Annotated in this window: 24 protein-coding genes; 12 read left to right on the top strand and 12 right to left on the bottom strand. The window is 53.7% G+C overall.

The features are described 5' to 3' along the window. Positions 1-6 precede the first annotated feature (6 nt). The 4 genes from secF (at position 7) to yajD (ending at position 2,671) form a co-directional block, all read left to right on the top strand. Complete coding sequence (gene secF / locus ACSZO4_RS02695; RefSeq protein WP_437887290.1) at positions 7-978, top strand: protein translocase subunit SecF; 972 nt, start codon at positions 7-9, stop codon at positions 976-978. A 135-nt stretch (positions 979-1,113) separates the two neighbouring features. Then, positions 1,114-1,479 carry a VOC family protein gene (locus tag ACSZO4_RS02690; protein ID WP_437887289.1) on the top strand — a complete coding sequence of 122 codons (366 nt, stop codon included), beginning with the start codon at positions 1,114-1,116 and terminating at the stop codon, positions 1,477-1,479. 32 nt (positions 1,480-1,511) lie between these two features. Continuing rightward, positions 1,512-2,213 (top strand): helix-turn-helix transcriptional regulator, encoded by a 702-nt coding sequence (locus tag ACSZO4_RS02685; RefSeq protein WP_437887288.1) that lies wholly within the window; start codon positions 1,512-1,514, stop codon positions 2,211-2,213. A gap of 110 nt (positions 2,214-2,323) precedes the next feature. Further along, positions 2,324-2,671, top strand: a complete 348-nt coding sequence (yajD, locus tag ACSZO4_RS02680) for an HNH nuclease YajD (protein ID WP_437887287.1) — start codon at positions 2,324-2,326, stop codon at positions 2,669-2,671. Between the two features lie 111 nt (positions 2,672-2,782). Here yajD and ACSZO4_RS02675 read toward each other — a convergent pair whose 3' ends face one another. Further along, complete coding sequence (locus ACSZO4_RS02675) at positions 2,783-3,667, bottom strand: nucleoside-specific channel-forming protein Tsx (protein ID WP_437887286.1); 885 nt, start codon at positions 3,665-3,667, stop codon at positions 2,783-2,785. A 294-nt stretch (positions 3,668-3,961) separates the two neighbouring features. Further along, positions 3,962-4,504, bottom strand: coding sequence for a DUF3251 domain-containing protein (locus ACSZO4_RS02670; RefSeq protein ID WP_437887285.1), 543 nt, complete (start codon positions 4,502-4,504; stop codon positions 3,962-3,964). 153 nt (positions 4,505-4,657) lie between these two features. Here ACSZO4_RS02670 and nrdR point away from each other — a divergent pair, with 153 nt between their 5' ends. From nrdR to pgpA, 6 genes are all read left to right on the top strand, one after another. Next, complete coding sequence (nrdR, locus tag ACSZO4_RS02665; protein ID WP_437887284.1) at positions 4,658-5,107, top strand: transcriptional regulator NrdR; 450 nt, start codon at positions 4,658-4,660, stop codon at positions 5,105-5,107. Positions 5,108-5,109: 2 nt separating this feature from the next. Beyond that, positions 5,110-6,213: a bifunctional diaminohydroxyphosphoribosylaminopyrimidine deaminase/5-amino-6-(5-phosphoribosylamino)uracil reductase RibD gene (ribD, locus tag ACSZO4_RS02660; RefSeq protein WP_437887283.1), complete on the top strand. Its 1,104-nt coding sequence runs from the start codon at positions 5,110-5,112 to the stop codon at positions 6,211-6,213. 88 nt (positions 6,214-6,301) lie between these two features. Continuing rightward, on the top strand, positions 6,302-6,772 hold the full coding sequence (ribH, locus tag ACSZO4_RS02655; RefSeq protein ID WP_220417623.1) for a 6,7-dimethyl-8-ribityllumazine synthase: 471 nt from the start codon (positions 6,302-6,304) through the stop codon (positions 6,770-6,772). A 20-nt stretch (positions 6,773-6,792) separates the two neighbouring features. Next, positions 6,793-7,212, top strand: coding sequence for a transcription antitermination factor NusB (gene nusB / locus ACSZO4_RS02650; RefSeq protein WP_437887282.1), 420 nt, complete (start codon positions 6,793-6,795; stop codon positions 7,210-7,212). A 77-nt stretch (positions 7,213-7,289) separates the two neighbouring features. Next, positions 7,290-8,267 carry a thiamine-phosphate kinase gene (gene thiL / locus ACSZO4_RS02645; RefSeq protein WP_437887281.1) on the top strand — a complete coding sequence of 326 codons (978 nt, stop codon included), beginning with the start codon at positions 7,290-7,292 and terminating at the stop codon, positions 8,265-8,267. Next, entirely contained in the window at positions 8,245-8,763 is a 519-nt protein-coding gene (pgpA, locus tag ACSZO4_RS02640; protein WP_437887280.1) for a phosphatidylglycerophosphatase A, read from the top strand. Before thiL ends, pgpA begins: the two co-directional genes overlap by 23 nt. Positions 8,764-8,813: 50 nt before the next feature. Here pgpA and ACSZO4_RS02635 read toward each other — a convergent pair whose 3' ends face one another. The 4 genes from ACSZO4_RS02635 to xseB form a co-directional block, all read right to left on the bottom strand. Continuing rightward, positions 8,814-9,788 (bottom strand): aldo/keto reductase, encoded by a 975-nt coding sequence (locus ACSZO4_RS02635; RefSeq protein WP_437887279.1) that lies wholly within the window; start codon positions 9,786-9,788, stop codon positions 8,814-8,816. A 64-nt stretch (positions 9,789-9,852) separates the two neighbouring features. Further along, positions 9,853-11,715 (bottom strand): 1-deoxy-D-xylulose-5-phosphate synthase, encoded by a 1,863-nt coding sequence (dxs, locus tag ACSZO4_RS02630; protein WP_437887278.1) that lies wholly within the window; start codon positions 11,713-11,715, stop codon positions 9,853-9,855. 87 nt (positions 11,716-11,802) lie between these two features. After that, positions 11,803-12,702 (bottom strand): (2E,6E)-farnesyl diphosphate synthase, encoded by a 900-nt coding sequence (gene ispA, locus ACSZO4_RS02625; protein ID WP_437887277.1) that lies wholly within the window; start codon positions 12,700-12,702, stop codon positions 11,803-11,805. Continuing rightward, a complete protein-coding gene (xseB, locus tag ACSZO4_RS02620) occupies positions 12,703-12,945 on the bottom strand; it encodes an exodeoxyribonuclease VII small subunit (RefSeq protein ID WP_437887276.1) in 243 nt (80 codons plus the stop codon). 205 nt (positions 12,946-13,150) lie between these two features. Between xseB and thiI the strand changes: the two genes are divergently transcribed. After that, positions 13,151-14,599 carry a tRNA uracil 4-sulfurtransferase ThiI gene (gene thiI / locus ACSZO4_RS02615; RefSeq protein WP_437887275.1) on the top strand — a complete coding sequence of 483 codons (1,449 nt, stop codon included), beginning with the start codon at positions 13,151-13,153 and terminating at the stop codon, positions 14,597-14,599. Positions 14,600-14,643: 44 nt separating this feature from the next. Here the strand turns inward: thiI and yajL are convergent, their stop codons facing one another. Together yajL and panE are read right to left on the bottom strand one after the other, a co-directional pair. Beyond that, positions 14,644-15,237 (bottom strand): protein deglycase YajL, encoded by a 594-nt coding sequence (yajL, locus tag ACSZO4_RS02610; protein ID WP_437887274.1) that lies wholly within the window; start codon positions 15,235-15,237, stop codon positions 14,644-14,646. Beyond that, on the bottom strand, positions 15,200-16,111 hold the full coding sequence (gene panE / locus ACSZO4_RS02605; protein ID WP_437887272.1) for a 2-dehydropantoate 2-reductase: 912 nt from the start codon (positions 16,109-16,111) through the stop codon (positions 15,200-15,202). The genes yajL and panE overlap by 38 nt, the downstream gene beginning before the upstream one ends. A 140-nt stretch (positions 16,112-16,251) precedes the next feature. Here panE and ACSZO4_RS02600 point away from each other — a divergent pair, with 140 nt between their 5' ends. Further along, positions 16,252-16,743, top strand: a complete 492-nt coding sequence (locus ACSZO4_RS02600; RefSeq protein WP_437887271.1) for a YajQ family cyclic di-GMP-binding protein — start codon at positions 16,252-16,254, stop codon at positions 16,741-16,743. Positions 16,744-16,777: 34 nt separating this feature from the next. Here the strand turns inward: ACSZO4_RS02600 and ACSZO4_RS02595 are convergent, their stop codons facing one another. The 4 genes from ACSZO4_RS02595 to nhaC form a co-directional block, all read right to left on the bottom strand. After that, positions 16,778-18,142: an MFS transporter gene (locus tag ACSZO4_RS02595; RefSeq protein WP_437887270.1), complete on the bottom strand. Its 1,365-nt coding sequence runs from the start codon at positions 18,140-18,142 to the stop codon at positions 16,778-16,780. Between the two features lie 142 nt (positions 18,143-18,284). Next, on the bottom strand, positions 18,285-19,289 hold the full coding sequence (locus ACSZO4_RS02590) for a LacI family DNA-binding transcriptional regulator (RefSeq protein WP_437887269.1): 1,005 nt from the start codon (positions 19,287-19,289) through the stop codon (positions 18,285-18,287). A gap of 55 nt (positions 19,290-19,344) precedes the next feature. After that, positions 19,345-20,709, bottom strand: a complete 1,365-nt coding sequence (locus ACSZO4_RS02585) for an alpha-L-fucosidase (RefSeq protein ID WP_437887268.1) — start codon at positions 20,707-20,709, stop codon at positions 19,345-19,347. Beyond that, a complete protein-coding gene (gene nhaC, locus ACSZO4_RS02580) occupies positions 20,702-22,123 on the bottom strand; it encodes a Na+/H+ antiporter NhaC (RefSeq protein ID WP_437887267.1) in 1,422 nt (473 codons plus the stop codon). The genes ACSZO4_RS02585 and nhaC overlap by 8 nt, the downstream gene beginning before the upstream one ends. Positions 22,124-22,513 lie beyond the last annotated feature (390 nt).

The raw sequence follows: 22,513 nt of genomic DNA, 5'->3' as shown, positions 1-22,513 counted from the left end.
TGCGTTGTGGCACAGGAATACACTGTTGAACAATTAAACTATGGCCGTAAAGTCTACGACTTTATGCGCTGGGATTACTGGGCGTTCGGGATCTCCGGCCTGCTGTTAATCGTCTCCATCGTTATTATGGGTGTGCGCGGTTTTAACTGGGGTCTGGATTTTACCGGCGGTACCGTCATTGAAATTACCCTGGAAAAGCCAGCGGAAATCGACATGATGCGCGATGCCCTGGAAAAAGCAGGTTTTGTCGAGCCATTGCTGCAAAACTTTGGCAGCAGTCGTGACATCATGGTGCGTATGCCGCCTGCTGATGGCGCAACCGGTGGTCAGGAGCTGGGCAGCAAAGTCCTGAGCGTGATCAACGAGGCGACCAGCCAGAACGCGGCGGTAAAACGTATTGAGTTTGTCGGGCCAAGCGTTGGCGCCGATCTGGCACAGAACGGTGCTATGGCGCTGATGGTGGCGCTGATTTCGATTCTGGTGTACGTCGGTTTCCGCTTCGAGTGGCGACTGGCGGCCGGGGTCGTTATCGCGCTGGCGCACGACGTGGTGATCACCATGGGCGTGCTGTCGTTGTTCCATATCGAGATTGACCTGACGATTGTCGCCTCTCTGATGTCCGTCATCGGTTACTCGCTGAACGACAGTATCGTGGTCTCTGACCGTATTCGTGAGAACTTCCGCAAGATCCGCCGCGGGACGCCTTACGAAATCTTTAACGTCTCACTGACTCAGACGCTGCACCGTACGTTGATTACCTCCGGCACCACCCTGGTGGTGATCCTGATGCTGTACCTCTTCGGCGGTCCGGTACTGGAAGGCTTCTCGCTGACTATGCTTATCGGTGTTTCCATCGGTACGGCATCGTCGATTTACGTGGCTTCCGCACTGGCGCTGAAGCTGGGTATGAAACGTGAGCATCTGATCCAGCAAAAAGTGGAGAAAGAAGGGGCGGATCAACCGTCAATTCTGCCGTAATCAGGCCTCTGCTTTGAAAAACCGCAGCGCACAATGGCTGCGGTTTTTTTTCGTCTGCGCATTCTCTCCTGACAGTATGCTGTCAGGAGGGGGATGGCAGTATCTCTTTGTCGAAAACACAAAGAGGACGTAAAAATGAGCAACATTATCAACTGGTTTGAAATCCCGACTCAGGATCTGCAACGGGCGATGGCGTTTTATCAATATTGCACCGGGGCACAATTTCGTCAGGAGGATGTCGCAGGCATGTCGATGGCGGTCTTTCACTATGAAGAATCGTCAACCGGTGGGGCGCTGGTAAAATCGGAGATGTTTCAGCCGTCGACAAGCGGGACGGTGATCTATCTCTACACGGCGGATATTGTTGATTCCCTGGCTAAAGTGGCAGAAAAGGGCGGTTCCTGCTGTTTCGGGCCGGAAAAATTACCCGAGGATATTGGCACCATTGCGCTTATTATCGACAGTGAAGGGAATAAGGTCGGGCTGCACCAGCCAGCCTGATGAGCTAAATCGAATCTCGACAGGAAGATTATATGAGCCGCCGCGCCGATCGTCTGTTTCAGATAGTGCAAATTCTTCGCACTCGCCGTCGGGTAACGGCGGCGATACTGGCCGAGCGGCTTGAGGTTTCTGAACGTACCGTTTACCGGGACATTCGCGACTTATCGCTCTCCGGCGTGCCGATTCAGGGAGAAGCCGGGAGCGGTTACCGATTAATGCCCGGCTTTGATATCCCGCCGCTGATGTTCACCGGCATGGAAGTCGAGGCTCTGATTGCCGCGATTGATATGTTGCAGACCTGGGGCGGCGATAAACTGGCGCTGGCGGCAGGCTCGGCACAGGAAAAACTGCTGGCGGTATTGCCGACGGATAAACGTATTCTCGCTGAGCGTAACCGGATCGTGACCCCGGATTTTGGCCAGTATCCGCAGACCCGCCTCTGGTTTGATGTGCTGCATCAGGCTATGCGTCAGCATGATGAAGTGTGGATCCGCTACGAAAATGAAAAAGGTGAAGGCTCTGAGCGGGCAATTCATCCGCTGGGATTGTCGTTCTGGGGCGCAGTCTGGGTGCTGGTGGCATGGTGTGAACTGCGCCAGGGTTACCGCTGCTTCCGGCTGGATCGCTGCCAGGCGGTGACCTTAACCGGCAAGCAGTTTGCTGAACTACCTGACCGCTCATTTGAGGATTTTATTCGCCAGCAGCAGGCGATGAAGAAAAACGCCGGCGACTGAACTTACCGTGGGGCGCTTAGGCAGGTGCTCTGAATCTGGATCATTGCTAAAAACGCGGGAGCGCGCGAAACTGGACCCAATCCGACATTTATTCAGGCACTGACACACTTATGGCTATTATCCCAAAAAACTATACGCGGCTGGAAAGCGGTTATCGTGAAAAAGCATTAAAACTGTTTCCATGGGTATGTGGCCGCTGTTCGCGTGAGTTTGTTTATTCGAATCTGCGTGAGCTTACCGTTCACCATATGGATCACGATCATACCAATAACCCTGAGGATGGCAGCAACTGGGAGCTGCTTTGCCTGTTTTGCCACGATCATGAACATTCGAAATATACCGAGGCGGATCAGTATGGATCTACGGTTGTTGCGGGTGAGGATGCGCAAAAAGATATTGGCGAGGCGACGTACAATCCGTTTGCCGATCTGAAGGCGTTGTTAAATAAGAAAAAGTGAACCTGCGTTAGCCCTATCACCACGGGCGTTACGAAGGTAAAAAAGCACCGACGAGAGTCTCGTTCGGTGCTTTTTTTCAGGTCATTCTTTGAGACTGAAGGAAAACTTCGCTTAGAAGTTGTAACCCACGACCAGATAACCACCCCAACCGGTTGAACGGACGTTGAATTCGCCGTTGCCAAAATTCAGGCTGGCGTCGTCGTTCCACTGGCCGCCGTTGTGCCAGTAACGGGCAACAACAGAGTAGTGCCAGTGATCGTAGCCCAGAGACAGAATGTGGCTGGAGGCGATGGAATCGTTGGTGCGCGCACGTTTGTTGTTCAGGTCGTGGAAATCTTTGTCACCCAGCTCTGAACCCCAGTCGAAGTTGGTGAAGCCGATATAGCTCAGCTGGCCGCCCCACAGAGAGGTGATCGGTACGAAGTATTTCACTTTGAAACGGTAGCCGTCCCACTCGTTTTCGTTTGCGGCGCCGTAGTTCTGCCACTGGTATTTCGCGTAGACGTTCAGGGACAGGCTCATCGGCAGACCGGTATCGATGTCGGTACCCAGACCCATATACCAGGTGCTCTGACGACCAGCAGTGTTGCGGCCCATGTCGTAGATGTAGTTATTGGCGAAGTACCACTCTTTAAACGGACCGAAGCTCAGATCGGTACCGGTCAGCTTATCAATAGAGAAGCGCGGTTCAATTTCCATAAACAGCGGAGAGCCGTGGTTCCAGATACCTTTCGCGTCGGTGTTACCGCCGAAGAATACCGGGGCGTCAAGGTAGCCGTAGAAGTCGAACCAGTCTTTTTTAGCAAAAGCTTCGTATTCCAGGTAGGTGTCGTTGCGAACCTGCGGTCCGAAGCGGGTGTGATAGCTGCCTACCACGTTAACGCTCTGATGCCACCAGTCAGATACATATTCCGGTTTGTTGGTTTCCGCTGCGCTCACAGAGAAGGACGTTGTGATCGCCAGCGCAGCGCCAGCTGCAAGTAATGTTTTTTTCATAATTATGCCACTGATAAGAGAGTTCCCTTACGGGAATGAAAGAATGCACGCATTGCGTTGCTAAATGTTTCATGTTTTTGCGAGGTTATTATAAGTATCCTTGCTCACAAAAATATGTGTTGTTTCACATTACTGACACGCACGTAATCGATTGCGTTCACGTTTGCGTGTAATAATTAGCGGGGATTGTACTGGCAATCATCATGGTTGCCAATAAATGAAAGCCGCCTGATGACGATCAGGCGGTGAAGAACAGGTGACAAAGTGTGAGAAAAAACGACAGACTGCGGCGGATTACTCAGGTGTGACAGGCTGAATATCGTGGATACGCACAAAACCCAGTTGTTCTGGGGTAATGCCATCTAACTGCAATGCAACGTCAACATCGCTGGGCGCCAGGGTGCTGGCCGGCGCGCCCATCAGCTGGTTCTGGACGTTAACTTCCTGATAGTTATCGGTTGTCCCCTGAATCTGCCCCCACTCTACGGTGCCGTTAAAAGCGGGCAGCGGCTCGCTGGATTCCCCCTGAATACGCAGCGTGACGCGGGTTCCTCCGGCATTCGGTACGATATTTTTCAAAGACATACGTAACATGCCCACCTGGCTGTTCAGTCGCGCCGGGGTATTAGAGCCTGGCAGCAGATAAACGCCATTGGTGGATTTTGCGTTCAGCGCGTTTTGCTGGGTGATTTTTACCGTCTCTTTGTTCAGCTTGCTCATTTCATTATTCAGCGTACTGACGCTTTGGTTTAACTGGCCGACTTCCCCTTGCTGGGCGCAGGCGCTAAGGGCGAAAACGCTTCCCAGCAACAGGGATCTTAGGTAACGTCTTGTCATTGTGTCTGTTTCCTTGAAATTGAAGATATTCATAATGGTAGTGAGTAACGGCCGGGTTGCCATCTATCCATTGTCTCAAAATCGGCCCGTCTTTGTTGTCACGCCAGTTCAGGGTAAAATAGATTTTAATTCACTCACACGTCAGGACGTCGTATGCATTGCCCATTCTGTTTCGCCGTGGATACCAAAGTAATCGATTCTCGCCTTGTGGGGGAAGGGTCATCTGTTCGCCGTCGTCGTCAGTGTCTGGTCTGCAATGAACGTTTTACAACGTTTGAAGTCGCGGAGCTGGTGATGCCCAGAGTCGTCAAGAGTAATGACGTTCGCGAGCCATTCAATGAAGATAAGTTGCGCCGCGGTATCCAGAAAGCGCTTGAAAAGCGCCCGGTTAGCGCCGATGACGTTGAAATGGCCTTAAATCACATTAAGTCGCAATTACGGGCAACCGGTGAGCGCGAAATTGCCAGTAAAATGATTGGCAATCTGGTAATGGAACAGCTTAAGAAACTCGATAAAGTGGCCTATATTCGCTTTGCCTCGGTGTACCGTAGTTTCGAAGATATCCGTGAATTTGGCGAAGAGATCGCCCGCTTACAGGACTGATCATGCAGGACGAAATGTACATGGCGCGGGCGCTAAAACTGGCGCAACGCGGGCGTTTTACCACCCATCCGAATCCCAATGTCGGCTGCGTTATCGTCAAAGATGGCGAGATTGTGGGCGAGGGGTTCCACTATCGTGCCGGCGAGCCGCATGCTGAAGTACACGCGCTGCGTATGGCGGGTGAAAAAGCGAAAGGGGCAACGGCCTATGTCACCCTTGAGCCTTGCAGCCATCACGGACGGACACCGCCGTGCTGTGAAGCATTAATTCATGCCGGTGTTTCCCGCGTGGTCGCCGCGATGCAGGATCCCAACCCGCAGGTACAGGGGCGTGGACTCTACCGCTTAAAGCAAGAGGGGATTGAGGTCAGCCACAGCCTGATGGTGCCTGAAGCCGAAGCGCTGAATAAGGGCTTCCTCAAGCGGATGCGCACCGGCTTTCCCTGGGTGCAGCTCAAACTCGGGGCATCCCTTGACGGTCGCACTGCGATGGCGAGCGGTGAAAGCCAGTGGATAACCTCGCCGCAGGCGCGTCGGGATGTGCAGCGCCTGCGTGCCCAGAGTCATGCCATTCTGACCAGCAGCGCCACCGTACTGGCAGACAATCCTAAGCTGACGGTGCGTTGGGACGAGCTGAGTGCTGATATTCAGGCGCTGTACCCGCGTGAAAACCTACGCCAGCCGCTGCGCATTGTCGTCGACAGCCAAAATCGGGTGACGCCGGAGCATGCGCTGGTGCATGAACCGGGTGAAACCTGGTTTGCCCGCACGACGCCTGATACGCGTCGCTGGCCTGATTCGGTTCATGAACTGCCAGTGCCGGAATATAATGGGCGTACCGATCTGGTCTCAATGATGATGCTGTTGGGAAAACAGCAGATCAACAGTATCTGGGTTGAGGCTGGCGCCAGTCTGGCCGGGGCGCTACTCCAGGCAGGCCTGGTGGATGAGCTGATGGTTTATGTTGCCCCGAAATTGCTGGGGAGCGATGCCCGGGGACTATGCGTATTGCCAGGTCTTAGCGCACTGGCAGATGCTCCTCAGTTTAAATTCAATGAGATACGACAGGTTGGCCCCGACCTCTGCCTGCATCTCACCCACGCGTAGCGACTCCTGTAAAAGGGAAGCAGTGCGTCAAATATTATGATAAAATCCGCCCCCCTGCGGGGTCTTACAGAACCTGTGAAGGAAAAGTATGAACATTATTGAAGCTAACGTTGCTACTCCGGACGCTCGCGTCGCCATCACCATTGCGCGTTTCAACAACTTTATCAATGACAGCCTGCTGGAAGGTGCGATTGACGCCCTGAAACGTATCGGCCAGGTTAAAGATGACAATATTACCGTGGTATGGGTTCCAGGTGCTTATGAGCTGCCGCTGGCGGCAGGCGCACTGGCGAAAACCGGTAAATATGACGCGGTGATTGCGCTGGGTACGGTTATTCGTGGCGGTACTGCTCACTTTGAATATGTGGCTGGTGGAGCAAGCAATGGCCTGGCGCACGTCGCTCAGGACAGCGAAATTCCGGTCGCTTTTGGTGTATTGACCACCGAAAGCATTGAACAAGCTATCGAACGTGCCGGCACTAAAGCTGGCAACAAAGGCGCGGAAGCTGCATTGACCGCGCTTGAAATGATTAATGTATTGAAAGCCATCAAGGCCTGATTTTTTGTAAGGGGAAATCCGTGAAACCTGCTGCTCGTCGCCGCGCCCGTGAGTGTGCTGTCCAGGCACTCTATTCCTGGCAGTTGTCCCAGAACGACGTCGCTGATGTCGAATACCAGTTCCTGGCGGAACAGGACGTGAAAGATGTTGATGTCGCGTACTTCCGTGAACTGTTAAGCGGGGTGGCGACTAACAGCGCGTATCTCGATGGCCTGATGAAGCCGTACCTGTCCCGTCTGCTCGAAGAGCTGGGTCAGGTTGAGAAAGCGGTACTGCGTATTGCACTGTTTGAGCTGTCCAAACGTTCAGATGTGCCATACAAAGTCGCGATTAACGAAGCGATTGAGCTGGCAAAAACCTTCGGTGCTGAAGATAGCCACAAGTTTGTTAATGGCGTGCTCGACAAAGCCGCGCCCGTGATTCGTCCCAACAGGAAGTAATCCTCAAGCCGGAACCGGGTACGTGCACTCACCGTACCCGGTCCGGTTTTTTTCTTTTCTATGCTGAGGCATAACGTATGGCATGTGGCGAATTTTCCCTGATCGCCCGTTATTTTGATCGTGTTAAAAGCGCCCGTCGTGATGTTGAAACCGGCATTGGCGATGACTGCGCGCTACTCAATATTCCCGAAAAGCAAACCCTGGCAATCAGTACTGATACTCTGGTCTCAGGGATCCACTTTCTTCCTGATATCGATCCTGCCGATTTGGCTTACAAAGCGCTGGCGGTCAATCTCAGCGATCTGGCGGCAATGGGGGCGGATCCGGCATGGCTCACTCTGGCGCTCACCCTTCCGGATATCGATGAAGCCTGGTTAAAAACCTTTAGTGACAGCCTGTTTGAGCAGCTTAGCTACTACGATATGCAGCTTATTGGTGGTGACACCACGCGTGGCCCGCTCTCTATGACGCTGGGTATCCATGGTTACGTTCCTGTCGGGCGGGCCATTAAGCGCTCCGGCGCCAGACCTGGCGACTGGATTTATGTGACAGGCACGCCGGGCGACAGTGCGGCCGGGCTGGCGATTTTACAGGATCGTCTCCAGGTAGATGATGCTGACGATGCAGAATATCTGCTTGCGCGCCATTTACGTCCGACTCCCCGGGTGCTGCACGGCCAGGCGCTGCGCAATCTGGCAAGTTCCGCTATCGATCTCTCCGATGGTCTGATTTCCGATCTTGGACATATTCTGCAGGCCAGCGGCTGCGGCGCACGCGTGGATCTTGCGGCGTTGCCGTATTCAGAGGCGCTTAAACGCCATGCTGATGCGCAACAAGCGCTGCACTGGGCGCTGTCTGGCGGCGAAGATTACGAACTTTGCTTTACCGTCCCCGAACTTAATCGCGGAGCACTGGATGTGGCGGTTGCCAGGCTGGGCGTACCAGTGACCTGCATCGGGCAGATGAGTGCAGACGTTGACGGATTACACTTTACCCGCGACGACAAGGCGGTGACGCTCAACCTGAAAGGATATGATCACTTTGCCTCTCTTTAAGAAAGACATCGCCAAAAGCCGTCTCAGAATGAGTAACCCATGGCATCTGTTGGCCACCGGGTTTGGCAGTGGATTAAGCCCGATAGTGCCTGGAACCATGGGTTCACTGGCCGCTATTCCTTTCTGGTATCTGATGGTGCTGCTGCCCTGGCAGCTTTACTCGCTGTTGGTGATGCTGGGGATCTGTCTTGGTGTCTATCTGTGTCACCGGACGGCAAAAGATATGGGCGTCCATGACCACGGCAGTATTGTCTGGGATGAGTTTATCGGGATGTGGATAACCCTGATGGCGCTGCCGACTCATGACTGGCAATGGGTCGCCGCCGGGTTTGTTATCTTCCGTATTCTTGATATGTGGAAGCCCTGGCCGATTCGCTGGTTTGACCGCAATGTCCACGGCGGGATGGGCATTATGGTGGACGATATTGTCGCCGGGATCATCTCCGCAGGCATTCTCTACGTTGTGGGCCATCACTGGCCAATTGGTCTCTTGTAGCACTCAGCTTCGTCGCCCTCTCCCGCCGGAAGAGGGCGACGGCAGATGGCTTATTTAAATCCCACCACCGGGTGCTGTTTGTACGGTGTTTCCATTTCGGCAATCTGTTCCGGTTTAAGCGTCAAATCCACGGCCTGTAACAACTCATCCATTTGCTCTTCGCGAGAGGCGCCAATGATCGGTGCGGCAATGCCGGGTTTACTCAGCAGCCAGGCCAGCGCTACCTGAGCGCGGGTGGCACCGGTTTCATCGGCTATAGCCCCAAGGCGTTCGGCAATCTGCGCATCGTTTTCATCATCCTCGTTATAGAGTTTTCGCCCTACCTGATCGGAGACCAGACGCGCTGTCGTTTCACCCCAGGGACGCGTCAGGCGGCCGCGGGCCAGCGGGCTCCAGGGAATGACGGCCACACCTTCCTGATCGCACAGCGGCAGCATTTCGCGTTCTTCTTCACGGTAAATCAGATTGTAATGGTCCTGCATGGTGACAAACTGCGCCCAGCCGTGCTGCTGTTGCAGTTTCAGGGTCTGCGCAAACTGGTGCGCGTGCATGGATGATGCGCCGATATAACGTGCTTTCCCCGCTTTCACCACGTCATTCAGGGCTTCCAGCGTCTCTTCAATGGGGGTGTTGTAGTCCCAGCGGTGAATTTGCAGTATATCGACATATTCCATGCCCAGGCGTGTCAGGCTGTCATCGATGGAACGTAAAATTTGCGCCCGGGAGAGGCCTTCCGTCAGGGTGCCGGATGGATAGTAGACCTTGGTCGCTACCACCACCTCGTCACGACGGGCAAAATCACGCAGGGCGCGGCCTACAATCTCTTCGCTGCTGCCGTCAGAGTAGCTGTTTGCCGTATCGAAGAAGTTAATACCGCCGTTCAGGGCGTGCTGGATAAGAAGACGGCTGCTCTCTTCCGGCAGCGTCCAGGCGTGATTACCCCGGTCAGGCTCGCCAAATGTCATGCAGCCAAGGCAAAGGCGGGAAACCTTAAGATCTGTTTTTCCTAGTGTGTTGTATTGCATGGTTCCACTCCTGCTGATGTTTAAAAAACATTACCGTTAAGCATAGCAGGAGCGGTAGAGGAGGTTATGCGAGCCAGCGCCGGATGTGGGCTTCAATACCTGCGGCATCAAGGCCCAGTTCGCTGCGTGCTTCATCCTGAGTACCCTGAGGGATAAAGAAGTCAGGCAATCCGAGATTTAGCACCGGAACCGGTTTACGTCGGGACATCAGGAGCTCGTTTACACCACTGCCTGCCCCACCGATAATCGCGTTTTCTTCCAGTGTAATCAATGCCTCATGGCGTGCAGCCATCTCCAGAATCAATGACTCATCAAGCGGTTTCACAAAACGCATATCGACCAGGGTGGCGTCCAGCGCCTGGGCTGCTTTTTCCGCTTCCGGCAGCAGTGTGCCGAAGTTGAGGATGGCAATCTTCTCGCCTTTGCGTTTCACCACGCCTTTGCCTAATGGCAGTTTTTGCAGGGGTTCGAGGGTGACGCCCAGCGCATTACCACGTGGGTAGCGCACCGCACTTGGCCCCGCGTTATGGTGATAACCGGTGAACAGCATCTGGCGGCACTCGTTTTCATCACTCGGGGTCATGATGACGATATCCGGAATACAGCGCAGGTAAGAGATATCAAACGCCCCCTGATGGGTCTGCCCGTCCGCCCCCACAATTCCTGCACGGTCAATGGCAAACAGCACCGGCAGTTTCTGAATGGCGACGTCATGGATCACCTGATCGTAGGCCCGTTGCAGGAAGGTGGAATAGATAGCCACGACGGGTTTATAACCGCCAATGGCGAGGCCTGCGGCGAAGGTCACTGAATGCTGCTCGGCGATGGCAACGTCGAAATATTGATCCGGGAAGTTGCGTGAGAACTCCACCATTCCTGAGCCTTCGCGCATGGCGGGGGTAATGGCCATCAGTTTACTGTCTTTGGCCGCCATCTCGCACAGCCAGTCGCCAAAGATCTTCGAGTAGCTGGGCATACCGCCGCTGCTTTTTGGCAGCGTTCCGCTGGTGGGGTCGAATTTCGGCACCGCATGGAAGGTAATAGGGTCTTTTTCCGCCGGCTCATAGCCGCGGCCTTTCTTGGTCATAATGTGCAGGAACTGGGGACCTTTCAGCTCACGCATATTCTTCAGGGTTTGTACCAGCCCCAGCACGTCATGCCCATCAACCGGGCCAATATAGTTAAAGCCCAGCTCTTCAAACAAGGTTCCCGGCACTACCATGCCTTTGATGTGCTCTTCGGTACGCTTAATCAGTTCTTTAATCGGCGGAACGCCGGAGAGCACTTTCTTGCCGCCTTCACGCAGCGTCGAATAAAGTTTGCCGGAGAGCAACTGCGCCAGATGGTTGTTGAGTGCGCCGACGTTCTCTGAAATCGACATTTCGTTATCGTTGAGGACGACCAGCATATCCGGGCGGATATCGCCTGCATGGTTCATTGCTTCAAAGGCCATGCCTGCGGTTATGGCGCCGTCGCCAATGACGCAGACGGTTCGCCGCTGCTTACCTTCTTTCGCTGCGGCAACGGCAATACCAATACCTGCGCTGATGGAGGTCGAAGAGTGGCCGACGCTTAAGACGTCATACTCGCTTTCGCCCCGCCAGGGGAACGGATGCAAGCCGTTTTTCTGGCGAATAGTCCCGATGCGGTCGCGGCGACCCGTCAGAATTTTATGCGGATAAGCCTGATGGCCCACGTCCCAGACGAGCTGGTCAAAGGGCGTGTTGTAGACGTAGTGCAGCGCCACGGTTAACTCCACCGTGCCAAGTCCGGAGGCAAAGTGTCCGCTGGAACGGCTCACGCTGTCGAGCAGGTAGCGACGCAACTCATCGCATAGTTTCGGCAGGCTCTCTTTTGGCAGCGAACGCAATTCCGCAGTGGAATCGACCAGCGCCAGCGTCGGGTATTTGGCTATATCAAAACTCATCAGAGACTCATCTTGCTCATTATTCGTCAGGTGGCAGGTGGGATAATCTTTCCTGCAACCGGGATTAGTCAGAGCATCATTGTTAGTTTATTTATCACGCTGGATTATGTAATCAGCCAGTGCTTCCAGTGCCGTGGTATCCAGTGAGTGCGTAGCCAGCAATGTTAATGCCTGGCGGGCTTCTGCAATCAGGTCACTGGCTTTTCGTCGGGCTTGCTCAAGGCCCAGTAACGCAGGATAAGTACTTTTACCGAGTTGCTGATCCGCGCCCTGGCGTTTGCCAAGGGTCGCAGTATCGCCGACAACATCCAGTATGTCATCCTGAACCTGGAACGCCAGGCCAATGCTTTGGGCATATTTATCCAGTACGGGCAGCCACTGGCGGCCTGCTTCTCCGGCACTGAGCGCGCCCATTTTTACCGCCGCACGGATCAACGCACCCGTTTTATGGCGATGAATTTGCTCCAGTGCCTGTAAATCTACCGATTTGCCTTCTGCGGCCAGATCCAAAGCCTGTCCGGCGCACATGCCGGCGGCTCCGCTGGCAGAGGCCAGTTCGCGCACCATTGCCAGTCGATCCAGCGCCGCCACTTCCGGCATAGGGGCATCACTGAGGATCGAGAAGGCCAGCGTTTGCAGAGCATCGCCTGCCAGAATCGCATTCGCCTCGCCAAACTTGATATGGCAGGTTGGCAGACCCCGGCGTAAATCGTCATCGTCCATCGCCGGTAAGTCGTCATGGATCAGTGAGTAAGCGTGGATACACTCCACCGCCGCCGCTGGTGCATCCAGGGTTTCCCGGCTGACGCCGAACATCGTGCCCGTTGCGTAAACCAGAAAGGGGCGCAGACGTTTGCCGCCTAATAATGCGCCATACTCCATGGCCGCAACCAGAGGAGTGTTCTGAAAGGGAAGAGGGGCGATAAAGCGCCGCAGGGCATCATTGGCGTGCTCAACGCACGTCTGTAGTTGCTGATTAAAATCCATTTACTCGTTTTCCGGGGTAAACGACGTTAAGGGCGCATCCTCGTTATCGGACAGCAGGATCTGGACTCGCTGTTCCGCCTGCTGGAGTTTGACCTGACCCTGGCGGGCCAACTGAACGCCGCGTTCAAATTCGTTGAGGGCATCTTCCAGGGGAAGATCGCCGCTTTCAAGACGGGTGACAATCTGTTCCAGTTCGCCGAGCGCCGTTTCAAAGCTGGCGGGTGCGTCTTTTTTCTTTGGCATAATGAATGTCTGACTCTCATTGTTTTCCGACCCCACTATGGTAGCGGAGTCGCAAGGCTAAGCAAATAACGCGCAAGAGTAATGCAAAATACACAGGAGCGCCGCGATGGTGATATACTTGCGCGCCTGGATGCAGCCGCAGGTTTGGGCTGCTGTATTTTTTTCAGAGAAGCCCAGCCGGGCTTGCCAGTGAACCCTTGCCGCCATGAAGTTTATCATTAAATTGTTCCCGGAAATCACCATCAAAAGCCAATCTGTGCGTTTGCGCTTTATTAAGATCCTGACCGGGAATATTCGTAACGTTCTAAAACACTACGACGAGACCCTCGCGGTCGTTCGCCACTGGGATAACATTGAAGTTCGCGCCAAAGATGAAAACCAGCGTCTGGTTATTCGCGATGCGCTGACCCGCATCCCGGGTATTCACCATATTCTGGAAGTGGAAGATGTCCCGTTCACTTCGCTGCACGACATCTTTGAAAAAACGCTGGAAGCCTGGCGTGAAAAGCTGGAAGGGAAAACCTTCTGCGTGCGTGCCAAACGTCGCGGTAAACACGAATTCAGCTCCATTGAAGTCGAACGCTATGTCGGCGGCGGGCTGAATCAGCATATTGAATCCGCCCGCGTGAAGCTTACGCATCCGGATATCACCGTTAATCTGGAAATTGAAGACGATCGCCTGCTGCTGGTGAAAGGCCGCTATGAAGGCATCGGTGGTTTCCCGATTGGCACCCAGGAAGATGTGCTGTCACTGATTTCCGGTGGTTTTGACTCTGGCGTCTCCAGCTATATGCTGATGCGTCGCGGCTGCCGCGTACACTACTGCTTCTTTAACCTGGGCGGCGCGGCGCACGAGATTGGCGTACGTCAGGTGGCGCATTATCTTTGGAATCGCTTTGGCAGTTCCCATCGCGTGCGTTTTGTGGCAATCAACTTTGAGCCAGTGGTCGGCGAAATCCTCGAAAAAGTGGATGACGGCCAGATGGGTGTCGTGCTGAAGCGTATGATGGTTCGTGCCGCCTCTCAGGTCGCCGAACGTTATGGCGTGCAGGCATTGGTAACCGGCGAAGCGCTGGGCCAGGTCTCCAGCCAGACGCTGACCAACCTGCGTTTGATTGATAATGTCTCTGACACGCTGATCCTGCGTCCGCTTATCTCTTACGATAAAGAACACATTATCGATCTGGCGCGTGAGATTGGGACCGAAGATTTCGCCCGCACCATGCCGGAATATTGCGGCGTGATCTCAAAAAGCCCGACGGTCAAAGCGGTGAAGGCCAAAATCGAAGCTGAAGAAGAGCATTTCGATTTCTCGATCCTCGATAAAGTTGTTGCTGAAGCCTCTAACATCGACATTCGTGTTATTGCTGAACAGACGACACAAGAGGTCGTTGAAGTTGAAACGGTCAGCGGTTTTGGTGCGAACGATATGCTGCTGGATATCCGTTCGATTGATGAACAGGATGCTAAACCGCTGGTGGTTGATGGTGTGGAAGTGGTGTCGCTGCCGTTCTATAAACTCAGCACCAAATTTGGCGACCTCGACCAGAGCAAAAACTGGCTGCTGTGGTGTGAGCGTGGCGTGATGAGCCGTTTGCAGGCGCTTTATCTGCTGGAGCAGGGCTTTAAAAACGTGAAGGTTTATCGTCCGTAGCCGTGATGCCGGGCGGCGCTCAGTGCGCCATCCGGCTTCTACTTTCAGCCAACGTAGTGATTGTAAATTCCCGCCGGGATCACCAGTTGGTTTGCCACTTCGTGGGCTTTTTCCTGCCCGGCCAGCAGATCAATAATCTTCAGCGCGAAATCGATTGAGGTGCCCGGACCCTGGCTGGTGAGCAGATTCACCCTGGGATCCCAGACCACGCGCTTGTCCTGCCACTGTCCTTCAGGGATCTGCTCTTTAAGCGCCGGGAAACCGGTCATATTGCCAATCGGGAACAGATCGTGGGGAACCAGTACCGTTGCCGCTACGGCACAAATGGCCGCCACAATACGGCCAGACTGATGAAACTGGCGGACGGTTTCAACCAGTATTGGACTGTCGCGAAAATACTCCGCGCCCTTTATCCCGCCGGGTAGCACAATAACGTCAAAATCGCCGTCCGCGACGCTGACCAGCGGCGCATCGGCAAGCAGTTTTACCCCGCGCGAGCAGGTAATAGCAAGATTGCCATCGCTGGCGACGCTGGCGGTGGTCACACTGATGCCACCGCGAACCAGTAAATCGATGGTGGTGACCGCTTCGGTCTCTTCGCTACCAGGGGCGAGACATACCAGAGCTGACGCGCTCATACTCACTCTCCTTGCGTTTGACTAAATCATACAGACGGGCATTTTCCGGCACCGCAATGCCATGGGCACGGGCGCGACGCAGCAGAAAACCGGTAATATAGTCGCATTCGGTATGGCGCATAGCCCGGATATCCTGCAACATCGACGAGACATTATCTGCCGTGTTATCAATAATCTGGTAAACGTAATCCAGTAGTTCATCCGCCGAGATATGGTGGCCTTCCCGCTCAATAACGGCGGCGACTTCATGCGTCACCTTTTTGATCTCTTCAGGAAAATCACGTAACTCGCCATTTTTACACTCCTGGAGTGCGGTCAGCGGGTTGATCACGCAATTGACGGCCAGTTTGCGCCACAACGCCGGGCGGATATTGTTATGCCAGGCGACGTCCGGAAGCACTTCCTGAAGTATTTCGGCCAGATAGCTGAAATCGCCATCCTGTTGCCGCCCTGGACCAATATGGGTTGTCCCGCTGGCCACGTGGACGATGACATTGCCATCACGACGGGCCGCGTGGGTGGTGGTGCCAATCAGCAGTGGCTGTTGCAGGTTTTTCAGTTCATCGACGGTACCCATGCCGTTATGGATCAGCAAAATGGGCGTCGTCCTCGGTAGCGTTGCCGCAAGACCTTTTACGGCATCGAAAACCTGCCAGGCTTTGAGGGTCACCAGTAACAAATCACTCTGTGCCAGGAACTCCGGGTCATTCGCAGTCAGAGACTCATTAAAAATAGAACCATCTTCGTCGACCACATTCACACTGCAAAAGGGCTGAGGTACGCGTAACCAGCCCTGAACGTCGTGTCCATGCTTGTGCAGTGCGGTCAGCCACAATTGTCCTAACGCACCGCATCCAAGTACGGTAATTTTCATTTTTCCTCCTCACCTGCAACTGCGCCAGGTGTTACTGCATTCAGTATAGCGCCATCGATGAAGCTTCCGGCCATTACAAGTTGAGTTATGCTTTGTTGCGGGTATTATGCATCGCAACAAACACTGAGGGAGAAGAAAAGATGCCATCTTTCGATATTGTTTCTGAGGTTGATCTTCAGGAAGTCCGCAATGCGATTGAGAATGCGAGTCGCGAACTTGAAAGCCGTTTCGATTTTCGTGGCGTTGAAGCCACATTTGAACTGAACGAGAAGAATAAAACCATCAAAGTACTCAGTGAGTCTGATTTCCAGGTCAATCAGTTACTGGACATTCTGCGTGCCAAACTGCTGAAACGTGGTATTGAAGGCACCTCTCTGGAAGTGCCTGAAGAGTTTGTGCACAGCGGCAAAACCTGGTTTGTGGACGCAAAACTCAAGCAGGGTATTGAGAGCGATGTGGCGAAGAAAATCGTCAAGCTGATTAAAGAGAGCAAACTGAAGGTGCAGACCCAGATTCAGGGCGAAGAGCTGCGTGTGACGGGTAAAGCGCGCGATGACTTGCAGGCAACCATGGCGCTGGTGCGCGGTGGCAATCTGGGGCAGCCGTTCCAGTTTAAAAACTTCCGCGATTAACGGAAGCAGGAAAAAGCGGGTATACCCGCTTTTTTTACAGCCCTTTAATGGCCTGCTCAACCTCAAAACGATTGGTCACTTTGCTGTCTATTTTCACGTAGGCACTGCGTTCTTCGGCGATTACCAGCACGTCGCTTACCCCCGCTTTTTCACGCAATCGCTGTTGCAGGGCCTCATCCAGTTCGACGTCCTGTGGAATTTCGATGCGCAGGCTGCTGACATACTGCGGTTCCTGCATGGTGCTGGCGACCAGCAACCACACCATTGCCAGCAGCGCCCCGGCGAGGAAAACCGTTTGCGAGTCAAACCAGCCATCGACCCAACCCCCCAGTGCGCCGCCAATGGCGACGCCAAGAAACTGGCTGGTGGAATAAATGCCCATTGCCGTGCCTTTGTAACCCGCGGGCGCTTCTTTACTGATGAGCGAAGGTAACAACGCTTCCATCAGGTTGAAGGCGACAAAGAAAATTTGTACCCCGATCACCTGCTCCCAGAAGTGCGGCCCTGCACCCCAAAGCACAATCTCTGCGATCAGCAGCAGCGCGACACAGAACAGGAAAACCCGCTTCATACGTCGTTTTACTTCGGCATAAATGATAAAGGGCACGACCGATACAAAAGACACCAGCATGGTGACCAGATAGATTTTCCAGTGATCCGGCGCGGCAAAGCCGGCGGCTTCAAGCTGGCCGGGCAGGGCGACAAAGGTCGACATCAACAGGATATGCAGACACATAATGCCGAAATTCAGCTTCAGCAATTTGGGGCTGGCAAGCACCTGACTGAAGCAGCCTTTTACCATACCGGATTCACGGTTAAGCACATGGCGTTGACTGTCAGGAACCACCCAGAGGGTGAGCAGAATACCTGCGCTCGCCAGCGCGGCAATCATCCAGAACAGAGCATGCAAACCAAGCTGGTGGGTGATTATCGGGCCGAGAACCATGGCGATGGCGAAGGTGACGCCAAAACTGACGCCAATAAAGGCCATCGCTTTGGTGCGGTTCTGTTCGCGGGTTAAATCAGAAAGCAGGGCCATAACGGCAGCGGCAATGGCCCCCGAGCCTTGCAGCGCGCGCCCAATAATAATCCCCCAGATAGAGTCCGACAGCGCGGCAATCACACTGCCCGCCACAAAGATAGCCAGCCCGCCGATAATCAGCGGTTTACGCCCGATGCGATCGGAAAGCAAACCAAAAGGGATTTGAAACACGGCCTGAGCCAGGCCATAGATGCCAATTGCCAGACCAATCAACGCTTCACTGGCGCCCTGCAACGCCATGCCGTATGTGGTCAGAACGGGCAGGACCATAAACATGCCAAGCATGCGCAATGAGAAAACAGTCCCTAAACCCCAGGTCGCGCGCAACTCGCCTGGCGTCATTTTGTTATCGTTCATTACCACCTCAATTCGAAAGCAGGCCATAGTGTAGGCGGGGCGGTAAGCGGGGTAAACAGATGTTTGTTTAACAGTTATTACGAGGCTGTAAACAATATGACCAGGGAAAACGAGGAGTGCGATGACTCCCCGATATACTGCCCTATTGTGCTGACTGACGGGTGCGTTTCACCAGCCGCATTCTGACACGGATGGTCTCTTTTACCGGTTTGCCTTCAATCGCAGATTGCATCACCCTGAACGCATTTTCGGCCCAGGTATCTTCATCCTGCTGCATTGACCAGACGTTGTTGGAGAGAAAGCCCAGCATCGGGTGTTCGTCAAAGGTGCCAATATTGATATCCACCGGTACGGTTCCCTGCTTGTCCCTGATCGCGCGGATCGCCCCTTCAAGCACCGGTAACGACGAGGCAATAAATGCCTGCGGCAGGCCGTGGGTTTCAATAAGCTTTGCCATCAAATGGTGGCCTTCTTCAGGGGTATTGTCCGGGCCTTCGCAGACCCACTCCTTGTGGGAAATGCCCTGCTGCTGCAAGGCAGAGAGGTAACCCTGCAGGCGGTCGTTAATACTGGGAAGGGCCGTATCCCCGACCAGAAACCATAGCGGCGTTTTCCCGGCTTCCAGCATATGGCGGGTGAGGATTTCCCCCCCTTTGGTGTTATTACTTTCCACCAGGGCGTTATCGGTAAAACGAAAATCGCGATCGAGCAGCACCAGCGGCTTTTTAACCTGCCGCAGATGGTGCTGCTGATTTTCCAGGGTGGAGGGGGCAACAAAAATGCCGTCGACATTTCTTGCCATCAACGCGTGGACCAACTGATTTTCGTAGTCCACATCGTCGTAAGAACAGCTGATCGCCAGCTGATAGCCGGAGCGACGGCAGCGCAGCTCCAGCTTTTCAGCGAGGGTGGCGAAGAAGACGTTCGAGATGTTGGGCACAATCAGCCCCAGCGTATCCGTTTTGTTGAGTTTCAGACTGCGTGCCGAGTGGTTTAACGTATAGCCATAACGCTCAACATGCTCGTTGATGCGCGTCTGCGTTTTCACGCTGATGCGATACTGCTCTGCCTTACCCCCGAGCACCAGGCGCACCGTGGTGACGGATAAGTTCAGATCTCTGGCTATCTGTTCAACGGTTTTTGCCATCTCCGGCACCTCATCTGCAACCCAAAAAGAACATTGTCGACGAAAACCCTCTGCTTTATCGACTTAGCCTGAAGGTATAAGCGTACTCCAGGCCACGATCGAACTGCCAGGGCAGCGGATGTAAAATGAGAGCGCCCTCGACAATATCAAAAGGCACCTCAATATCTTCGCCCTGACAGAGCAGGGTACAGGTACGCGGCGTTTCACCTGCCACCAGTTGCAAGCGCAGTGCTTCTGTTGGCCACCGGGTCGTCAACAGATAATCGCTGTCGCCTTTACTGGTTAATGCGCAATGCGCGTCGTCGCTTTTGATACGACTACAGACATCACTGCCGTAAATGGCATCGCCATTGACCGCCATCCAGCGCCCAATATCGCGCAGCCTTTCCTGTTGCAGAGTGGGGATTCGTCCGTCAGCGGTTGGCCCGACATTTAACAGGAAGTTGCCGCCTTTGGAGACGATACCGATCAACTGATTAATCAATTCCTGCGACGTGCAGTAATCTTCCAGTTGTTCCGCACGGTTAAAGCCGTAGGATTTGCCAATGCCACGGCTCTCTTCCCACGGATGATGGACGCCGAAGCCCTCTTTATCGTTGTACTCGGTGCTGTAGTAATCACCGTGTTCACCAGGCATACCTTTAAAGAAGCGGTCATTGACCACCACTTCGTCTTTGTTAGGCGCTTCGTTATACAGCCAGGAAAGGAAGGGTTTGGTCTGGCTGTACTCTTCGCTAAGATCCCATTCACCGCCGTCAGAGAAGATCAGGCAGGGCTGATAGTTTTGTACCAGCTCTTTCAGTTGCGGGATAAGAATTTCGTCCGCGTAGTTTTGCTCCGGAATGCCGAATTTTTCCCGGTCGCGCTGGGGAACAAAGTAACCCCCTTCCGGGCGATGGCTCCAGTTGGTCTCCCATTCAATGATCGAATAATAGATGCCCATTTTCAGCCCGCTGTCGCGTACCGCACCGGTAATATCCCCCAGCAGATCGCGCTTTGGACCTACATCGCCGCTGTTCCAGCCCTGCTTATGCGGGTTTTGGGTCGGCCACAGGCAGAAGCCATCGTGATGCTTGGTGGTGAGCACCACATACTTTGCGCCAGAGGCTTTGAACAACTCAGCCCAGGCTTCAGGCTGAAAAAGCTCAGCCTTAAACTGCGGGGCAAAATCACGGTAGAGGAAATCCTTCCCGTAATGTTTTTCATGGAAATCATCGTCATTATTGCGGTAGTTACCGTAGACGCTGGCGTAATACCACTCGGCGTAGGAGCCAAACAGGGAGTTATCAATTTTGCGCCATGCCGGTACTGAGAATACGCCCCAGTGGATGAAGATGCCGAATTTCGCATCGTTGTACCACTCAGGTGTTTCGCGGCTGTCGAGGCTGGCCCAGTCAGGCGTATAGGTCTTATTAGTCATTGATCAATTCCCCCTTGTTTTGATGATCGTCCGTTTTAGCAATACACAATCCGGTGACGGCATAGAATCCGGCAATAATAAGGCCTGCATAGCATTGTACCGCCCACAGGGCATAATCCAGCGTCGGTACGCCAAGGGTCGCCGCCATAAATACCCCGGCCGCGGTCCATGGAATCAATGGCTCGATAACCGTTGCGGAGTCTTCCACGGTACGGGAGATATTCTTACGGTGCAGACCATTGTTTTCAAATGCCTTACGGAATAGCTCCGACGGCAGCAGGCAGGCAATATTGTTATTACCGGTGGCGGCGATCAGCGCCACACAGGCGGCAATGGTTGAGAAGATAAGCCCGGCGGCGCTTTTCACGATCCGCGTAAAGTAGTTGATGATGGTATCCAGCGCCTGGGTCAGAGAGAGCGGGCCGGCAAAGGAAAAGGCGCACAGGATAACCAGGATAAGCGGCATCATTGATGCCACGCCGCCGCGCTCCAGCAGGCTACGAATGGTTTCCGGTACGTCCTGCGGCTGGCCCGGCAGCACACTCACGCTAAATCCGGAGACCCACACGTTGAGGTTTTCAATAATGCCAATTCCCTGAGTGAAGTACGAAATCGCAATCGAGATGGCGGTGGCGAACAGCAGCACCGGAATGACCGGTTTTTTCATCAGTGCGCCCGCAAGCACAATAAAGATCGGTACAGCGAGGATCCAGTGAGTGTGATAAAGCTGGTGGATCTGGTCGACGGTTTGCTGAGCAGAATCGATATTGCCTGCCGTCGTGCTGTTATTCATGCCGATAATAAAGTAGATAACCACCGAGATAAGATAAGCCGGGATCGTGGTCTTCGACAGATGCTTGATGTGCTCGTAGAGATCGAGATTATTGACGATGGCGGCAAAGTTTGACGATCCGCTAAGCGGCGAGATTTTGTCGCCAAAATAGGCTCCGCCAACGATTGCGCCGGCCACCGCGGCAAGATTGGCATCCAGGCCATGGGCGACACCCATCAGCGCCACCCCAATGGTGCCCGCAGAGCCCCACGACGTACCGGTGCAGGTCGCGACAATACTGGTGACAATAAAGGCGATAACCACGATGTATTGCGGATTGATGATTTTCAGTCCGATGGTAATCAGATACGGAATGGTGCCAGAGCTCATCCAGACGCCGATCACCCCGCCAACGCACATGACGATCATCAGTGAAGGCAGCGCCTGAGCAAATTTCTGCACGATCTCATCAATAATGTCCTGAAAACTGTGGCCCAGCCAGATAGCGACAAAAGAGATAGCCACTGCGGTAATGCACAGCAGCGCTTCCAGTTTTATCTCTAACAGGGTGTAGCCCAATATAATAAAGACTAATGATATGCCGAGTAACAGGAAGGAGGTGGGCAGGCCTAACTGCTTCATAACGGGTTTCTGTATTGGTTCTGATGCTACAGACATAAGGATCCTCGCGTAATGCCTGGTTGTCTTTACGATGTTGTTGTGTTTTGCAGCGCGCCATAAGGGGCTGCTTATTTTTATTTCTTTGTTTTAACTTAAAATTCCCTTTTGACGACGGACAGCCTGCCTTAGCCTGGCTGGTCTGCTCATCGCTTCTGAAACACATCTCCGGTGTCATAATCTAAGGTAACCTTTTTTTTACAACAAAAGCTAACTCGAATTAGCTTTTATATCTAAAAGCTATTTTAGCGGTGCGTGCTGGTCAGCGGGTTTTGCTGCAAAGTGTGATGTAGCGCAAACTTGACGGATGGCGGAGGAAAAACATCAATAAGAAAAAGTGATAACAGGCAGTGA

Origin of the sequence: Phytobacter sp. V91 (genome assembly GCF_965644225.1) — a bacterium.
Taxonomy (GTDB): domain Bacteria; phylum Pseudomonadota; class Gammaproteobacteria; order Enterobacterales; family Enterobacteriaceae; genus CBFFRJ01.
This window is presented reverse-complemented; position numbering and strand designations above follow the sequence as displayed.

Excerpts from the sequence above, each read along its gene's own strand:
- xseB (WP_437887276.1), bottom strand. The coding sequence starts at position 12,945 with ATGCCAAAGAAAAAAGACGCACCCGCCAGCTTTGAAACGGCGCTCGGC.
- ispA (WP_437887277.1), bottom strand. The coding sequence starts at position 12,702 with ATGGATTTTAATCAGCAACTACAGACGTGCGTTGAGCACGCCAATGAT.
- ribD (WP_437887283.1), top strand. The coding sequence starts at position 5,110 with ATGCAGGACGAAATGTACATGGCGCGGGCGCTAAAACTGGCGCAACGC.
- nrdR (WP_437887284.1), top strand. The coding sequence starts at position 4,658 with ATGCATTGCCCATTCTGTTTCGCCGTGGATACCAAAGTAATCGATTCT.
- thiL (WP_437887281.1), top strand. The coding sequence starts at position 7,290 with ATGGCATGTGGCGAATTTTCCCTGATCGCCCGTTATTTTGATCGTGTT.
- ACSZO4_RS02690 (WP_437887289.1), top strand. The coding sequence starts at position 1,114 with ATGAGCAACATTATCAACTGGTTTGAAATCCCGACTCAGGATCTGCAA.
- ribH (WP_220417623.1), top strand. The coding sequence starts at position 6,302 with ATGAACATTATTGAAGCTAACGTTGCTACTCCGGACGCTCGCGTCGCC.
- panE (WP_437887272.1), bottom strand. The coding sequence starts at position 16,111 with ATGAAAATTACCGTACTTGGATGCGGTGCGTTAGGACAATTGTGGCTG.
- nhaC (WP_437887267.1), bottom strand. The coding sequence starts at position 22,123 with ATGAAGCAGTTAGGCCTGCCCACCTCCTTCCTGTTACTCGGCATATCA.
- ACSZO4_RS02675 (WP_437887286.1), bottom strand. The coding sequence starts at position 3,667 with ATGAAAAAAACATTACTTGCAGCTGGCGCTGCGCTGGCGATCACAACG.
- thiI (WP_437887275.1), top strand. The coding sequence starts at position 13,151 with ATGAAGTTTATCATTAAATTGTTCCCGGAAATCACCATCAAAAGCCAA.
- yajL (WP_437887274.1), bottom strand. The coding sequence starts at position 15,237 with ATGAGCGCGTCAGCTCTGGTATGTCTCGCCCCTGGTAGCGAAGAGACC.
- ACSZO4_RS02590 (WP_437887269.1), bottom strand. The coding sequence starts at position 19,289 with ATGGCAAAAACCGTTGAACAGATAGCCAGAGATCTGAACTTATCCGTC.
- ACSZO4_RS02595 (WP_437887270.1), bottom strand. The coding sequence starts at position 18,142 with ATGAACGATAACAAAATGACGCCAGGCGAGTTGCGCGCGACCTGGGGT.
- ACSZO4_RS02600 (WP_437887271.1), top strand. The coding sequence starts at position 16,252 with ATGCCATCTTTCGATATTGTTTCTGAGGTTGATCTTCAGGAAGTCCGC.
- yajD (WP_437887287.1), top strand. The coding sequence starts at position 2,324 with ATGGCTATTATCCCAAAAAACTATACGCGGCTGGAAAGCGGTTATCGT.
- ACSZO4_RS02585 (WP_437887268.1), bottom strand. The coding sequence starts at position 20,709 with ATGACTAATAAGACCTATACGCCTGACTGGGCCAGCCTCGACAGCCGC.
- ACSZO4_RS02670 (WP_437887285.1), bottom strand. The coding sequence starts at position 4,504 with ATGACAAGACGTTACCTAAGATCCCTGTTGCTGGGAAGCGTTTTCGCC.
- ACSZO4_RS02635 (WP_437887279.1), bottom strand. The coding sequence starts at position 9,788 with ATGCAATACAACACACTAGGAAAAACAGATCTTAAGGTTTCCCGCCTT.
- dxs (WP_437887278.1), bottom strand. The coding sequence starts at position 11,715 with ATGAGTTTTGATATAGCCAAATACCCGACGCTGGCGCTGGTCGATTCC.
- ACSZO4_RS02685 (WP_437887288.1), top strand. The coding sequence starts at position 1,512 with ATGAGCCGCCGCGCCGATCGTCTGTTTCAGATAGTGCAAATTCTTCGC.
- pgpA (WP_437887280.1), top strand. The coding sequence starts at position 8,245 with ATGATCACTTTGCCTCTCTTTAAGAAAGACATCGCCAAAAGCCGTCTC.